Consider the following 15320-nt stretch of genomic DNA (forward strand, 5'->3'; position numbering starts at 1 on the left):
AAAAGGCCGCCCGGTGCGCGGCTGGGTGCGGCGTTTGCGCCTGGCCGACGTCCGCCGGCCGCGGTTGCCGCCAGGGCTACGGCTTGTTCAGCTTGTCCACGACGGCGTCGGTGAGGTCGACCTGCGAGCCTTCCTCGAAATACATCATGCCGGCGCGGTTCGGGTCGAAGGTGTTGATCTCGAACACGGCGGAAATGCCCTTCTCCTTCGCCACGGCGGAGATGGCCGCCTGGGCCGGCTCCAGGAGCTTCTCGCCTTCTTCCTGCTGGATCTTCGCGACCTGTTGCTGCACCTCGGCGAAGTCCTTCTCGAACTGCTCGATCTGGGCCTTGATCTCGTTCTCCTGCTTTTCGAGCTGCGCCTTGCTCATCAACGGCTTGTCGCGCTCCAGGCGGGCCTGCAGTTGGCGGATCTCTTGTTCGCGGGTAGCAAACGCGCGCTGCTCCTCGGCGAACTCATCGGCGAGCCGCTGCTGCACCGCGGCGCCCTGCGGGCTCTGCGCGAAGATGCGCTCCATGTTCACGAAGCCCACGCCCTCGGCGGCGGCGGGCGAGGCCCAGGCCGCGATGAGGCCGATGACGAGCAGGCGAGCGGCGAGGGGCTGCATGGGGTGTCTCCGGGAGCTTGTGCAGATGATGCGTGCGGTCAGTTTGAGGGCGGCCGGCGCAGGTTGCGCGCTGCCGGGCTGTCGCTGCGGGAGTTTACTGCCCCGGCCGGGTGAGCGACAGCCCGGCCGCTGCGGAACGCCGATTCGGTGCTGGGCTACAATCGGGTTCGTTGGGCGGCCGCGCAGTGCCGTCCACGCTGATGGGTCCAGAACCCCTGCACGGCGGGCCTTGCCGGCCATCGGCCTGGGGTCTCTGCTTCCTCCAACACCGCGACCGGACGGAGACACATGACATGGCCAACTCGCTGCAGGACCAGCTACTGAAGGCGGGGCTCGTCAGTGAGCAGAATCTCAAGCAAGCGAAGACCAAGCAGCGCAAGGGCAAGCGCGCGGGCGGCGGCCAGAGCGCGGAGTCAGCCCAGCGCAGCGCCGAGGCGCAACGGGCGGCGGCCGAAAAACGCCAGCACGACCAGGAGCTGAACCGCCAGCGCGAGGAGGAGCGTCGGCGCAAGGCGGATATCGTGGCCCTGTGGCAGCTAGTGCACGACAATCGCGTACCGCGGGGCAAGAGCGACATCGCCTACAACTTCGCCGACGGCACGGCGCTGAAGCGCATCTACGTCAAGGCCGAGCAACAACAGGCCATCGCCGCCGGCACGCTTGCCATCGTGCGCCACGAGAGCTTCTATGAGCTGGTGCCGCAGAGTGTCGCCGAGCGCGCCCTGGAGGTGGACCCGGCGACGCTCGTGCTCTGGAATCGCCCGCAGCCCGGGGGCGCGGACGCCGACCCTTACGCGGATTTCGAGGTCCCGGACGACCTGATGTGGTAACCGTGGCCCAAGGTCCCGCGTTCCCGGCGCAAGCGTCCGACGCGGCAGTCGAGCCGCAGCTCAGCGTCCCCAACGCAGCCGCGGGCCAGGCCGCCGCGACGGCGGAGCGCGTCGACGCCGATCTGGTCGGGCTCCTGTTTGCGCAGGCCCCGCTCGGGCTCGGCGTGTCGGCCATCAACGCGGGCATCGTCGCCGCGGCGGTGAGCTGGTTCTACGACGCACCGCTGGCGTGGTCCTGGTTCGGGGCGATGCTCGTGGTGCTGCTGCTGCGCGCCCTCCTGGTGCTGAACCATCGGCGCCGGCCCGAGGCGCTGCCGACGCGGCGCTGGTCGCAACTGTTCGCGCTCGGCGCCGCCGTGACCGGTCTTGCCTGGGGCCTGTCGGTCTACGTGCTGCCCTGGGCCGATTACACCGACGAGGTCTTTCTGTCCTTCGTCATCGCCGGCATGGTCGCCGGCGCCATTCCGAGTCTCGCGCCCCGGCTCAGCAGCTATGTGCCCTACCTGCTCGGTGCGCTCGTCCCCCTCGCGCTGCGCATGGCGCTGCTCGGCGGCGGGTTTGCGCTGACCTTCCTCGCGCTGATTGTGCTGTTCGGCATCTTCATGTTGGTCACGGCGCGCGCGCACCATCGCACCGTGCGCAATGCGTTGGAGCTCACTTACGCCAACGCGGACCTGATGACCGAGATCACCGCCGAGGCGGACCGGGTGCGCGCGCTGAACGCACGCCTCACCGAAGAGGTAGAGGAGCGCAGGCGCATCGCCGAGGAGCTCGCCGCCGCCAAGGAGCAGGCCGAGAGCGCGAGCGTCGCGAAAAGCGAGTTCGTGGCCAACATGAGCCACGAGATCCGCACGCCGATGAACGGGGTGCTCGGCATGATCGAGCTCTTGTCCCAGTCCGACCTCGACGGGCGCCAGCGCGGCTTCGTGGAGGTGGCGCGCACGTCCAGCGAGAGCCTGCTGAACGTCATCAACGCGATCCTGGACTTCTCCAAGATCGAGGCGGGCAAGCTCGACCTGGAGTCCGTCCCCTTCGATCTCCGCGGGCTCGCCGAGGACGTAACCGCGCTGTTTACCGCGAACGTGCAGAACGCGCAGTTCGAGCTCACCTGCTTCGTGCCGCCGGAGCTGCCGACGCGGGTCATCGGCGATCCGATGCGCCTGCGCCAGGTGCTGTCGAACCTGCTTGGCAACGCGGTCAAGTTCACCGAGCGTGGCGAGGTGTCGCTGCGCTTGCGCGAGCTCGCGCGCAGCGCAAGCACCGTGCAACTGGAGATCGAGGTCCGCGACAGCGGCATCGGCATGACCGCCGAGCAAATCGAGCGGCTGTTCGAGCCGTTCCGGCAGGCCGACGGCTCCATGACCCGGCGCTTCGGCGGCAGCGGGCTCGGGCTCGCCATCACCAAGCGGCTGACGCAGTTGATGGGCGGCGAGATCGACGTCGAGAGCGCACTCGGCCGCGGCACGGTGTTCCGCGTGCGGCTGCCATTGCTGTTGCAGCCGGCCGGGGCGGACCTTCAGGGCAGTGCCGGGCTCGACGGCCGGCGCGCACTGGTGGTGGACGACAACGAGACCAACCGCGAGATCCTGAAGCACTATCTGCACGGTTGGGGCATGGACTGTGCGCTGACGGCGAACGGCGCCGAAGCCCTCGCGGCGCTTGCAACCGCCGCCGCCACCGGCGCGCGATTCGACCTGGCGCTGCTGGACTTCGACATGCCAGGGCTCGACGGTTACGCACTGGCCGAACGCATTCGTGCCGAGCCACACTGGTCGGGACTGCCGCTGCTGCTGCTCAGCTCCCCGATGGAGCCGGACGACGCAGACGCTGCACTCTTTGCGCGGCGGCTCGCAAAGCCGGTGCGCTATCGGGTGCTGCGCGACGCGCTGTACCAAGTGCTCTACGGCACGACCCCGAGCTATGCGAAGGCGCCGCCGCCGGAGCCGCCGCGCCCACTGCTCTGCGGCCGCGTGCTCCTGGTGGAGGACAACGTCGTCAACCAGCAGGTGGCGCTGTCGATGCTCGGCAGGATGGGCGTGCACGCGGAGCTTGCGGACAACGGCGAAGCAGCCCTCGCGCGGCTCCAGACCGGTGGCTGGAACCTGGTGCTGATGGACGTGCAGATGCCCGTGCTTGATGGACTGTCGGCCACGCGGGCGCTGCGCGCGCGCGAGCAGGCCGCGGGCGCCGCCCGGCTCCCGGTCATCGCGATGACCGCCAATGCGATGGACAGCGACCGCGAGGCCTGCCTCGACGCCGGCATGGACGACTACGTGCCCAAACCCTTCAAGAGCGCCCAGCTTTACGCGGCCCTGGCGCGCTGGCTGCCGGTGGCGGAGGCCTGAGGCGATTTCTGTCAAAGAACATACCGCCTGGCTTGTCTTTTCGCCCGCCTTCTGCGTCGCGGCAGCGGGTGCATAGTTCGACTATGCACCCGCTGCCGCTCCTTGAAGGCAGACGAAAATCCTGCGCCATTCGGTACGTTTTTTTCCGGCAATCGCCTGAGCGCGCCCCCGGCAGGGCCTACTCCGCCAGGGTCGCAAGCTCCGTCATGCCGTCGTTTTTGCGCTCCACCTTGCCGTAGGCGTTGTAGAGCGCCGCCTGCAGGGCCTCTTCGATGACCGGATGGTAGTAGGGCAGGCGCAGCATCGCGCCGACGCTGAGACCCTGCTCAATGCTCCAGCAGATGAGGTGCGCCAAGTGCTCCCCCTTGGGGCCGACCATCTCGGCACCGCGCAGGCGGCCGTCGGCCTTGTCGGCATAGACGCGCAGCACGCCGCGGTTCTTGCCCATGATGAGCGCACGCCCGACCGGGGCGAATTTGATCTCGCCGACGACGGTGGTGTCCGGGTCGAGCGCGTCGAAGCGCGCGCCGACGGCGCAGATGTTCGGGTCGCAGAAGTTGATGTGCAGCGGCGTCTTGCGCCGAAAGGCACGGCGCTCGCCGCGGGCCGCGTTCCAGCCCGCGATGCGGCCCTCGTCGCCGGCCTCGTGCAGGATCTGCCGCTCGCCGTTGGCGTCGCCGGCGATGAACACGGGCAGGTCGCCCACCTGCAGCGTGTGGCGATTGAATTCCGGCAGGCCGCGGGCGTCGAGCGGCACGCCGAGGTTGCCGAGCTGAAGGCCGGCGACGTTCGGCACGCGGCCGATGCTGCAGAGCACGCGCTCGACGGCGGCGACGTGCTCGCCCGCCTGCACGCGCAGGCCGTCCCCGTCGGCGCCGATCTCCGCCGCGGCGCCGAGATGAATCGGAAACTCCTTGCGCATGATCTCGAGCGCGGCGCGGTTCACTTCCGGATCGCGGGTGCCGCCGATGTGCGCCTGCTGATCGAAGCCCGTGACCGCCACGCCGAGCCGCCGCAGGCTCTGCCCCAGCTCCAGACCGATGGTGCCGAGCCCGACGACGGCGACGGACTGCGGCAAGTCGTCCAGCTCGAACAGGGTGTCGGTGGTCAGAATCCGGTCGCCGAAGGCCCGCCACGCCGCCGGCACCAGCGGCGTCGAGCCGGTGGCGATGACGACGGCAGCGGCGCGGATGCGCTGCTTTCCCACCGCCAGCAGCGTCGGCTCCAGGAAGCGCGCGTAGTCTTGGATGAACAGGTCCTCCGGCAGGTCGTCGGTGCTGCTGCCGAGCACGCGATCGACGAAGGTATCGCGGATGTCCTGCACGTGCGCCATGGCCTCCGGGATGTCGAGGGTCATCTCCGCGTGGCCGTCGATGCCGTATTTGCCGAGATGCGTGCGCCGGTGATAGTCCTCGGCCACCTGGATCAAGGCCTTCGAGGGCATGCAGCCGACTCGCGCGCAGGTGGTTCCGGGCTCGCCGCCGTTGATGAGCACGAAGGTCTTGCCGGCCTGCTGCACCTGGGCCATGGCGTTGAGCCCGGCGGTGCCGGAGCCGATGATGGCGACGTCGACGATTCGTTCTTGCACCTGGCTGTCTCCTCGGGAGGTTTGGCGGGGATGCCCGCGGGGACGTCGGTCCGACGCCGACACCGGCGGGCCGCTCGGTGATTTACAGGGGTCATCCCGTGCGCTATTTTGCCGGGTTTTTGTCACCCCGATGCAAGCCGCGCCCCGCGTCGCGCGGCTGCATGCGCTCCGGTTCGCGCATCCGGCAGCAGTATCGACAACCGGTCGGGGGCGACGGTCGCCGCCAACCTTGCGGAGCAGAGTAGACTTGATCGACACCACCGGCCCAACCGATCGCGCCGCCGCTGCGGCCCCGGCCTGCGCGCCTGCCTATCGCGTCGCCCCGGGCGGCACGCTCCGCGGCTCCGTGCAAGCGCCGGGGGACAAGTCGATCTCGCATCGGGCGATCATGCTGGGGGCGCTGGCTGATGGCGCGACGCCGGTCACGGGCTTTTTGGAAGGTGCCGACAGCCTGGCGACGCTGGCCGCGTTCCGCGCCATGGGGGTGCGCATCGACGGCCCCGAGCAGGGGCGGGTGCTGATCCGAGGCGTCGGTCGCGATGGGCTCGCGGCACCCACCGCGCCGCTCGATGTCGGCAACGCGGGCACGGCCATGCGGCTCCTGTGCGGGCTGCTGGCGGGGCAGCGCTTTGCGAGCACGCTGATCGGCGATGCGTCGCTGTCGCGCCGGCCCATGCGCCGCGTGACGGAGCCGCTCGCGCGCATGGGCGCCGCCATCGAGGGCACCGAGGCGGGCACCGCGCCGCTCGTGATCAGCCCAGCGCCGGCGCTCGCGGCCATCCACTACGACATGCCGATGGCGAGCGCGCAGGTGAAGTCCTGCCTACTGCTCGCCGGGCTCTACGCCCGCGGCGAGACCTGTGTCACCGAGCCCGCCGTCACCCGCGATCATACCGAGCGCATGCTGACCACCTTCGGCTGCCCGGTGCGTCGCGCGGGTGCCACGGTCTGCGTGCAGGGCGGCAGCCGGCTCAGGGCCGCGCCGGTGCAAGTGCCGGCCGATATCTCCAGCGCGGCCTTCTTCCTGGTGGGCGCGAGCATCGCCGACGCGGCGGACCTGACGCTGCCGGGGGTGGGCATCAACCCCACCCGGATCGGCGTGCTGAGCATCCTTGAGGCCATGGGTGCGCGCATCGAGATCACGAACCGCCGCGACTGCGGGGCCGAGCCGGTGGCCGACATCCGCGTGCAGAGCGCGCCGCTGCACGGCATCGAGATCCCGGCCGAGCAGGTGCCGCTGGCCATCGATGAGTTTCCGGCGCTCTTTATTGCCGCGGCCTGCGCCGAGGGCGAAACGCTGCTCACGGGCGCGGCGGAGCTCCGCGTCAAGGAGAGCGATCGCATCGCCGTCATGGCCGCGGGGCTGGCGCAGCTCGGCGTCAGCGCCGAGGTGCTGCCGGACGGCATCCGCATCCGGGGTGTCGGGCAGCATGGGCGGCTCGGCGGCGGTACGATCGACAGCCACGGGGATCACCGCATCGCGATGGCCTTTGCGATGGCCGCACTCAGGGCCGAGGCGCCGATCCTGGTGCGCGACTGCGAGAACGTGCGCACGTCCTTCCCGGGCTTTGCAGCGCTCGCCGCCGGGGCCGGGCTCGGCATCGAGGAGCACGACGCGTGAGCCGGAACAGCGACCCGATCGAGGCCCCGGTCATCACCATCGACGGCCCGTCCGGCACCGGCAAGGGCACCATCGCCGAGCGCCTCGCGGCGCTGCTCGGCTGGCATGTGCTCGACACCGGCGCGCTGTATCGCTGTGTCGGTCTTGCTGCCGTGCAGCGGGCCGTGCCGCTCGACGACGATGCCGCGCTCGGCGCGCTTGCGCTGGGGCTCGGCATCCGCTTTGCCGATACCCGCGTGCTGCTCGACGACAGGGATGTGAGCGGCGACATCCGCACCGCCGCCGCCGGCGAGCATGCCTCCCGCGTGGCGGCCTCCCCCGCCGTGCGCCGAGCGCTGTGGCGATTGCAGCGAGACGCCGTGCGCCCGCCCGGGTTGATTGCCGACGGGCGCGACATGGGCACCGTCGTGTTCCCGGAGGCGCTGCTCAAGCTTTACCTGGACGCGAGCCCCTGGGTGCGCGCGGAACGTCGCTATAACCAGTTGAAAGAAAAAGGCATGGATGCTAACTTGCGCGATCTTGCACGGGACCTGGAAGAACGCGACCGACGCGATCGCGAGCGGGCTGTGAGCCCGTCTGTGCCTGCGGCGGACGCCGTCGTCATCGACACCTCCAACCTGGGCATCGACGCGGTGCTCGCCCGCGTGGTCGCACAGGTGCGCCAAGTGCTGCCCGCGGCCGTGCCCGATAGCGTCTGACTTGGCCGCCGCGGCCCACATGCCGTGCGCCGGGTTGTCCCGTTGTCATTTAGCGTGTACCGGTTCGCGTCCTCGACTCGGGGCGCGCACCGAGTCGGGAGAGTCCGAACCGCGGCGACGGTATCGCCGCCATGCGTTGCCGGTGCTCTGCCCCGGCGTGTCATCAACCCTTGCTTCTGCACAGTAACAGGCCGCGTATCACGTCCGTTCCGCACCGCCGAGCACCGATTCGCAGCGCCACGCGCCGCGACCGGCCATCGACAGGGGAGCGCCGTCCGGCCAGGAAACGTCCAACCCCATGACCGAAAGCTTCGCCGAACTCTTCGAACAAAGCCTGTCCAACACCCAGCTTCAGCCCGGCACTATCGTCACCGGGCAGGTGGTCGAGATCACGCCCGACGTGGTCATCGTCTACGCCGGCCTCAAGACCGAGGGCATCATCCCCCGCAGCCAGTTCCTCGCAGCGGACGGCTCGCTGGAGGTGGCCGTCGGCGATGACGTCGAGGTGGCCCTCGACGCCGTCGAGGACGGCTTCGGCACCACCCGGCTGTCGCGGGAGAAGGCGAAGCGGTTCGCGGCCTGGGACCAGTTGGAGAAGGCATTCGAGGACGGCGACACCGTCAGGGGACTCATCAACGGCAAGGTCAAGGGCGGCTTCACCGTGGAGCTCGGCAGCGTGCGCGCGTTCCTGCCCGGCTCCTTGGTGGACGTGCGGCCCGTGCGCGACACCGCCTACCTCGAAGGCAAGGAGCTGGAGTTCAAGGTCATCAAGCTGGACCGCCGCCGCAACAACGTCGTCGTGTCCCGCCGCGCCGTCGTCGAGGAGGAGTACAGCGCCGAGCGCGAGCATCTGCTGGAGAAGCTGGAGGAGGGTCTCGAGCTGCAGGGTGTGGTAAAGAACCTCACCGACTACGGCGCCTTCCTGGATCTGGGCGGCATCGACGGCCTGCTCCACATCACCGACATGGCCTGGCGACGGGTCAAGCACCCGTCGGAAGTGGTCGAGATCGGCCAGGAGGTCATGGTCAAGGTGCTCAAGTTCGACCGCGAGCGCCAGCGTGTCTCCCTGGGCCTCAAGCAGATGGGCGAGGACCCCTGGGTCAATATCTCCCGCCGCTACCCCGAGGGCACGCGCGTCTTCGGCAAGGTCACGAACATCGCGGACTACGGCTGCTTCGTCGAGATCGAAGAGGGCGTCGAGGGCCTGGTGCACGTCTCTGAGATGGACTGGACCAATAAGAACGTGCATCCGTCTAAGGTGGTATCCCTCGGCGACGAGGTGGAGGTGATGATCCTCGACATCGACGAGGAGCGCCGGCGCATCTCCCTCGGCATCAAGCAGTGCCAGTCCAACCCCTGGGACGAATTCTCGGCGACCTACAAGAAGGGCGACCGGGTCAGCGGCCAGATCAAGTCCATCACCGACTTCGGCATCTTCATCGGCCTGGACGGCGGCATCGACGGCCTTGTGCACCTGTCCGACATTTCCTGGGACGAGGGTGGCGAGGATGCGCTGCGTCGCTTCAAGAAGGGCGACGAGGTCGAGACGGTGGTGCTGTCGGTGGATCCCGAGCGCGAGCGCATCTCGCTCGGCGTCAAGCAACTGGACAAGGATCCGTTCTCCAGCTTCGTCGCGCTGAACGAGAAGGGCAGCATCGTCAACGGCGTCATTACCGAGGTGGACCCCAAGGGCGCCACGGTGGACCTCGGCGACGGCGTGGAGGGTTATCTGCGCGCGTCCGAGATCTCGCGCGACCGCATCGAGGATGCGCGCGCGGTGCTCAAGGCCGGCGAGGATGTCGAGGCCAAGTTCATGGGCGTCGACCGCAAGAACCGCACCATCTCGCTCTCCATCAAGGCGAAGGACATGGCCGACGAGCAAGCTGCCATCAAGGGCTATGCCCGCGAGGCACAGGCCGGCACCGCAACGCTCGGCGACATCCTCAAGCAGCAGATGGAGGAGGCCGCACGAGAGGACTGACCCTTGCGGGGCCGCCCCGGCCGCGCGCCGGAAAGCCCTTAGCGTGCGGGTCCGGCGCCGGGGCGGAGCTGCCTGGGTCGGTTAACGGCGCGCCCCCCCATAAACAAGCGTCAAGTTACTCAAAACCACACCAGCACCTTCACAACGAAGGGCCGAGGGCTGCGCGTGCGCGAACGCCCTGAACAGCCCTCCTCGGCCCTCGGCCTCCGGACCATGTGCAGCAACGAGCGCGTCAAACAAGACCACTCCTTGCCCTTGTCGGTCTGAGGTGCGGCCCCCGTAGACTCTCAGGGTGATTCACAATGATGAAATCCGAGCTCATCGAGATCCTGGCCGAGCAGCAAAGTCATCTCGCGTGCAAGGATGTCGAGCTCGCCGTGCGCTGCATCCTGGAGCAGATGAGCGGCGCACTCGCCGCTGGCGAGCGCATCGAGATTCGCGGCTTCGGCAGCTTCTCGCTGCACTACCGCCCGCCGCGCATCGGCCGTAATCCGAAGACCGGAGACTCCGTGGCGCTGGCCGGCAAATACGTCCCGCACTTCAAGCCCGGCAAGGAGCTGCGCGACCGCGTCAACGCCTCCTATCAAGCCGAGCAGGAGGCGCAGCTTGCGGAACAGGCCGAGGCACCGCTCAAGACCGCGACCGGCTGATCTCTACCCCCGCGCCACCACCGGTAGAGGGCGCATCATCCTGTTGGACCATTCCGCGGCGCGCCTGCCAGCGACGCCGCGTTCCTGTTTGGCGCCCCCTGCTGTTGACCGCAGCCGCAGCGCGAAAGCCCGGGGGTAACGCGACTCTTCGGTCAGATCGCTATGGCGGCTTGCGCGGCCGGTGCGGTGCGCTCCCCCTCTACTGTCCGTCCGCGGCCGGCGCGGCGCGCTCCCCTGGATAGTGCGCCGTGATCCAGCGCTCCACCTCGGCGGTTAGCGCCTTCGCGGATTTGCCTCTGGATGGGATGGGCTCGCCGATGACGAGCCGGATGCTGCCCGGATAGCGCATCAGAGAGCGCGCCGGCCAACAGTCCCCGCTGTTGTGCACCACCGGCAGGACGTCGGCACCGGTCCGGGTGGCCAGCATCGCGCCACCGGCATTGAAGTGCCCGAGGGTACCGGGGGGCTGTCGGGTTCCTTCCGGAAAGATCATCACGCTGATCCCCTCGTTGAGCCGCTCCGCGCCAACCTTGGCGATGGTCTTGAGCGCCTGGGCGCCGGCGGAGCGGTCGATGGCGATGGGCTTGAGCATCGCGAGCCCCCAGCCGAAGAAGGGGATCCACAGCAGTTCCTTTTTGAGGATTGTGGCCTGCGGCGAGATCAGGAGCTGCAGATAAAAGGTCTCCCAGGGGCTCTGATGGTTGGCCATGACCACGACGGCCCGATCCCGGGGGATGTGCTCACGCCCCTGCACCTCGATGTGCACGCCGTTAAGGTACTTGAGCAGCCACATGACGACGGCGCTCCACAGATTCACGAAGCGATAGCGCTGTTCGAAGCTCATGAATGGCGCCACCAGGAACACGAGTGGTGCATGCACCATCACGAGCAGCGTGGTCAGCACAAACAAGGCAAGGCTGCGCAGCCGGATGGACAAGCTCGTGGGCCTGGCGCTGCGGGCGGAGCCGGCGCCCGCGGCGGTGGGCGTCGGGCCTGGCTTCGTGACCGTTCGGGGCTGCATGTCGTCGTGCTCCTCCAGTGGGACGGGCGTTCGGCAGTGGGGCAGGCTGCCAGCCTGCCAGCCTGCCAGCCTGCCAACAATAGTGACTCGCGGCGCTGCGGCAGCCGCAGGCTTCCAGCCTGCCGCAATGTCGCCGCGTGGCTTGCCCGTCGCAGTCTCAGGGATTCCAGAACTTGACCAAGCTAACCACCAGCGCGCCGACGGCCACCGTGGTACTGAAGGACCAAAGCATGAAACGGTCCATGCGTCTTTGCAGCTCGCGCATGTCCTGCCGGGCTGCCTCGAAGCGTTTATCCATGTCTGCCTGGATGGACTCGAAGCGCTTGTCGACCTGCTCGAAGCGCTTGTCGACCTGCTCGAAGCGCTTGTCGATCTGCTCGAAGCGCTTGTCGATCTGCTCGAAGCGCTTGTCGATCTGCTCCAAGCGCTTCTCCATCTGCGCGAACCCTTCTCGCATCAACTCGCGCTGATGCCGCAGCTCCTCTTCGACGCGCACCATGCGCTCGCGCAGCTCGATCTCGTAGACCGCCGGCGGTTTGCCGAGACTACGTTCCGCGAGCCAGTCGCCAAGGTGGTCTTTGATGAACTCGATGTCTTCCTGTGCCAGGGCCATGTCTGCTGCCGTCGGTCGCTGCTTCGACGCCAGTATATCAACCCGATTCGACAGGTTGCGGGCTCGCCCGCTGGCGTGGTCGGGGCCATCTCCCGAACAGGAAGCAACTCGCTTGCCCCGCGCCGACCCCCGACCCGCGGTGACCCGCCCCGCCGAGCCCCGAGCGCCGAGCGCCGGCCCTCGCCCGCTCAGCGAATATCCTCCGGCTGGTCCTTGCGCAGGTAGGCCTCTTCCTCCGGCGTCAGATCCACGTCGTCGAAGCCCGTGACCATTGGCATCACGTGGTCGCGGAAGGAGTGCCCGGTGGTCAGCATGTAGACGTGGATAAAAGCAAAGGTCAGGATCGCGAAGGCTGCCGCGGTGTGCACGAAGGCGACGCCCTGCAGATACTCCGGGGCGTGCGGCAGGTTCCGCCACGAGAAATAGAAGAGGTAGATGAGCCCGCTGATCCAGATGGCCGGGAACAGCACGAGCTTCAGCATCGTATAGGCCAGTGCCTGCAAGGGGTTGTGCTTGCGCCAATAGGCCTTGCGATACGGATGCCGCTCACCGCGGAAGATGCCGAAGCTGTAGTAGCGGAAGACGCCCCACATGCCGTGAATGGTCGGGATGAAGTGCCGCCAACTGCGGGTGGTGAAGAGCCAGAAGGTGCCGAAGGCCCACAGCACCAGCAGCGCCATCGCCGCGCCGGTGTGCAGGGTCACCGCGTCCTCGAAAGAGAATAGGCCGTGGAAGCCATGCAGGCCGAAGCCGGTGAAGAGCAGCACGACGATCAGGAGCATTTGCGCCCAGTGCCAGAAGCGCTCGAACAGGCTGAAGATCTTGACGCGACGCATTGCCATCAGTGGTGCTCCCCCTTGGACGAGAAGAATCGGACCAGCCCATGGATCAGGATGCCTGCCAGGGTGCCGAAGGCGAGTATGGTGCCGATCGTGTCGAGCCAGGCGTTGCGGTCGCGGCCCGGGATGTAAACCCCTGCCACGGAAGCCAATCGGCTGCCATCCGGTGTATGACAGTCGCCGCAGGCGAGCGCCTCTTCCTTGGGCGCCACCATGTGCGTGATCGGCCACCATGAAATGGTCTCGATGAAGCCGTACTCGCCCGAGTAGTCGAGCCCGAAGTCGGCCATGCCCTTTGCGATGGCGGCGCCCATGTCGTAATTGCCCCAATAGGCGGCGTCATCCTCGCCCCAGAGATGCGTGTAGACGAGGGTACCGTTGCCCTTGTCATAGGGCTGCCAGGTGTGCATGCGCTTAAAGGGCCAGATACGCGAGCGCGCATCCTCGCGCGAGCCGGTGAAGCCGTTGATGTCAATGGACTCGGCAGCGGGGTCGAACTTGGTCTCGATGGTGGTATAGACCATCTGCCCATCGAACCAGGCGTAGTCGGGGACGAGGTTTTCGGCGTAGGTGAAATCGCCCTTGATCGACTTATAGGTGTAGCGATGTTCGCCGTTGCCCTGGATGTAGCCTTCCTCGTGGTAGCCCTCGCCGTCGCGCGTCCTGCCGGCGGTACGCCAGTCCCAATCGACGACGGTGGCAACACCGCCGCGGGCGAACGCCGGAATATGACAGGTCTGGCAGGCGACGCTCTGCACGTGGTCGTTGAGCTTGAAGGCGGCGAGCGAGTCAACGGGATGCGGTGCAAGCCCGTGGCAGGACTCGCAGGTGGCCACGTCCGTGCGCTGTCCGGGCAGGCCCGTCCCCTCGGTGTCCTTGGAGACCACCTTGTAGCGACTGCCGGCCCAGACATGCTGGTTGGTCACATGACAGGCCGAGCAGGCGAAGTTGAGCCCATCGACGCCCATGTGCACGTCAAGGGTGCGCGGCGGCGCTTTCAATGCCGAGGACAGGTCGCCGTGTTTGACGTTGTCGCCGCCACCGCCGTTGAAGTGGCAGGCACCGCAGTTGGCGCGCTGCGGCAGGTCGACGCTCTGCGCCGCGGCGGCAAGGTCGATTGGGGGTTTGCCCTCAAACATCACCGAGCACGCGGGGCTGCCCTCGGAATTCGGCGTCTTGTAATAGGTGCCAGTGGTCTCGTGGCAGACTAGGCAGTCGATGTTGGTCTCGTCCGTGAAATCGAAGTGCTCGTCCTTCCAGCCGTAGCCGGCGTGACACTGCGCGCACATGCCCTCGTTGCCGCGGGAATTGGTGCAGAAGTTGTTGATCAGGTACTTCTTGCCGAGCTGCTGGCCGGTATCCGGGTTCTGGTAGGACCAGGTCCAGTGGATGTTCCGCATGAAGTGCTTGCCGGTCTCGGTATGGCAGCCGAGACAGGCGCGGGTGACCTCCGGTCCCGACTCGAACGGCCCCTGCAGCTCCTTAAACTTGGTGTGATCCGCGGTCCCGCCCCGCAGCGGGCCGGACACCTGCGGCGGCGGCTCCGCGGTGGCCGGCGGGGTTGGCCAACTGCCGGCCTCGGCGCCGGCCAGCAGCGGCGGCAGCAGCAGCAGCGCCACGAGCAGCGCGATGCAGGCGCCGGCGCGGCGCCGCGCGTCGGCGCCGGCGTTCGGAAATGGGGGCTTCGCCCATGAGTCGCCGTGGGGTCGCATGGTCCGTTCTCCAGGCAGGCGTTCGGTGGATGGCGGAGCTCACTGCGCGCCGCAAGACCTTGGCTGCTAAGCATCGTCCAGCGCCGGCCCCCGCGCGCTGACATGACGCAAGCCGGCGCGAGTGGTGTGCGGAAAACCTTGCCGTGCATCAACACTAGCGAGGCAGAGCCTCACCAAAGGGCCGAGGGCCGAGGGCCGAGGAGGCATCCCTTGGCCCTCGGCCCTCGGCCCTTTTGCTCAGGTCGCCGCGGCGCTTCGGTTACACTGGCGCGCTGTGACGAAACGTCCATAGAAACGTCCATAGAAGCGTCCATAGCAGGCTGGGACATGGCGAAACTCATCGAGCTTGACCTTGGCGACGGCCGTACGGTGCTGGTGGAGATCGACGACGAGGTGTCGGTGCCGCGCTCCGCCATCGGTGCCCCCGGCTACGCCCGCTCGGGCCGCGAGGGCGCCTGGCGCGCGGACTTGGGCCAAGTGCAGCAGACGCTGCGCGGCTTTGTCGACGGCGCCGTGGCCGCGCTGCAGGAGACGAACGCCGAGATCGAGCTGGTCACGCTGGCCTTCGGCGTCAGCCTCGGCGGCGAGGCCGGCGTGCCCTTCATCACCAGGGGCGACGCGGCCGGCACGCTCAAGATCACGGTGCAGTGCAACCTGTCGCGGCGCAACCAGCGCCTGGCGCTGGACCCTAAGGCTTGATGCCCGCCGGCACCACGGGCCGGGGCTGATCCGCAATCACCTGCCGAACAACGACCGCCTGCATCCCAGAATCAGCCCTCAACGAACAGCAAATGCAAAGCATTCGCAGGTGCGCT

Annotated in this window: 13 protein-coding genes; 7 read left to right on the plus strand and 6 right to left on the minus strand. The window is 67.9% G+C overall.

All coding sequences use genetic code 11. From position 1 onward, the window contains the following. Window positions 1–76: 76 nt before the first annotated feature. Window positions 77–607, minus strand: coding sequence for an OmpH family outer membrane protein (locus ML01_RS00180; RefSeq protein ID WP_058553379.1), 531 nt, complete (start codon window positions 605–607; stop codon window positions 77–79). A 293-nt stretch (window positions 608–900) separates the two neighbouring features. On the opposite strand from ML01_RS00180, the gene ML01_RS00185 reads away from it, so the two are divergent. Both ML01_RS00185 and ML01_RS00190 read left to right on the plus strand, forming a co-directional pair. Beyond that, complete coding sequence (locus tag ML01_RS00185; RefSeq protein ID WP_058553380.1) at window positions 901–1437, plus strand: DUF2058 domain-containing protein; 537 nt, start codon at window positions 901–903, stop codon at window positions 1435–1437. A gap of 2 nt (window positions 1438–1439) precedes the next feature. Further along, window positions 1440–3782: a response regulator gene (locus tag ML01_RS00190; RefSeq protein WP_082673790.1), complete on the plus strand. Its 2343-nt coding sequence runs from the start codon at window positions 1440–1442 to the stop codon at window positions 3780–3782. A 178-nt stretch (window positions 3783–3960) separates the two neighbouring features. Here the strand turns inward: ML01_RS00190 and ML01_RS00195 are convergent, their stop codons facing one another. Then, window positions 3961–5370, minus strand: a complete 1410-nt coding sequence (locus tag ML01_RS00195) for a dihydrolipoyl dehydrogenase (RefSeq protein ID WP_058553381.1) — start codon at window positions 5368–5370, stop codon at window positions 3961–3963. A 250-nt stretch (window positions 5371–5620) separates the two neighbouring features. On the opposite strand from ML01_RS00195, the gene aroA reads away from it, so the two are divergent. The 4 genes from aroA to ihfB all read left to right on the plus strand — a co-directional run bounded on the left by aroA (window position 5621) and on the right by ihfB (window position 10320). Continuing rightward, the gene (aroA, locus tag ML01_RS00200; protein WP_058553575.1) at window positions 5621–6991 is read left to right on the plus strand and encodes a 3-phosphoshikimate 1-carboxyvinyltransferase; all 1371 of its coding nucleotides are present in this window, start codon (window positions 5621–5623) and stop codon (window positions 6989–6991) included. Then, complete coding sequence (gene cmk, locus ML01_RS00205) at window positions 6988–7689, plus strand: (d)CMP kinase (protein WP_216819078.1); 702 nt, start codon at window positions 6988–6990, stop codon at window positions 7687–7689. The genes aroA and cmk overlap by 4 nt, the downstream gene beginning before the upstream one ends. A 256-nt stretch (window positions 7690–7945) precedes the next feature. Further along, a complete protein-coding gene (gene rpsA, locus ML01_RS00210; RefSeq protein ID WP_256363603.1) occupies window positions 7946–9670 on the plus strand; it encodes a 30S ribosomal protein S1 in 1725 nt (574 codons plus the stop codon). A gap of 302 nt (window positions 9671–9972) precedes the next feature. Beyond that, a complete protein-coding gene (gene ihfB, locus ML01_RS00215; RefSeq protein WP_058553383.1) occupies window positions 9973–10320 on the plus strand; it encodes an integration host factor subunit beta in 348 nt (115 codons plus the stop codon). Window positions 10321–10519: 199 nt separating this feature from the next. Here ihfB and ML01_RS00220 read toward each other — a convergent pair whose 3' ends face one another. From ML01_RS00220 to ML01_RS00235, 4 genes are all read right to left on the minus strand, one after another. After that, window positions 10520–11341 (minus strand): 1-acyl-sn-glycerol-3-phosphate acyltransferase, encoded by an 822-nt coding sequence (locus ML01_RS00220; protein WP_082673792.1) that lies wholly within the window; start codon window positions 11339–11341, stop codon window positions 10520–10522. 157 nt (window positions 11342–11498) lie between these two features. After that, entirely contained in the window at window positions 11499–11954 is a 456-nt protein-coding gene (locus ML01_RS00225) for a hypothetical protein (protein WP_058553384.1), read from the minus strand. Window positions 11955–12142: 188 nt separating this feature from the next. Beyond that, a complete protein-coding gene (locus tag ML01_RS00230) occupies window positions 12143–12796 on the minus strand; it encodes a cytochrome b/b6 domain-containing protein (protein WP_058553385.1) in 654 nt (217 codons plus the stop codon). Beyond that, window positions 12796–14505 carry a tetrathionate reductase family octaheme c-type cytochrome gene (locus tag ML01_RS00235; protein ID WP_082673793.1) on the minus strand — a complete coding sequence of 570 codons (1710 nt, stop codon included), beginning with the start codon at window positions 14503–14505 and terminating at the stop codon, window positions 12796–12798. Before ML01_RS00235 ends, ML01_RS00230 begins: the two co-directional genes overlap by 1 nt. Before the next feature lie 327 nt (window positions 14506–14832). Between ML01_RS00235 and ML01_RS00240 the strand changes: the two genes are divergently transcribed. Continuing rightward, window positions 14833–15204, plus strand: coding sequence for a CU044_2847 family protein (locus ML01_RS00240; protein WP_058553386.1), 372 nt, complete (start codon window positions 14833–14835; stop codon window positions 15202–15204). The last annotated feature ends 116 nt before the right edge of the window (window positions 15205–15320 follow it).

This window comes from Thiohalocapsa sp. ML1, assembly GCF_001469165.1.
In the GTDB taxonomy this organism is placed as follows: Bacteria; Pseudomonadota; Gammaproteobacteria; order Chromatiales; family Chromatiaceae; genus Thiohalocapsa.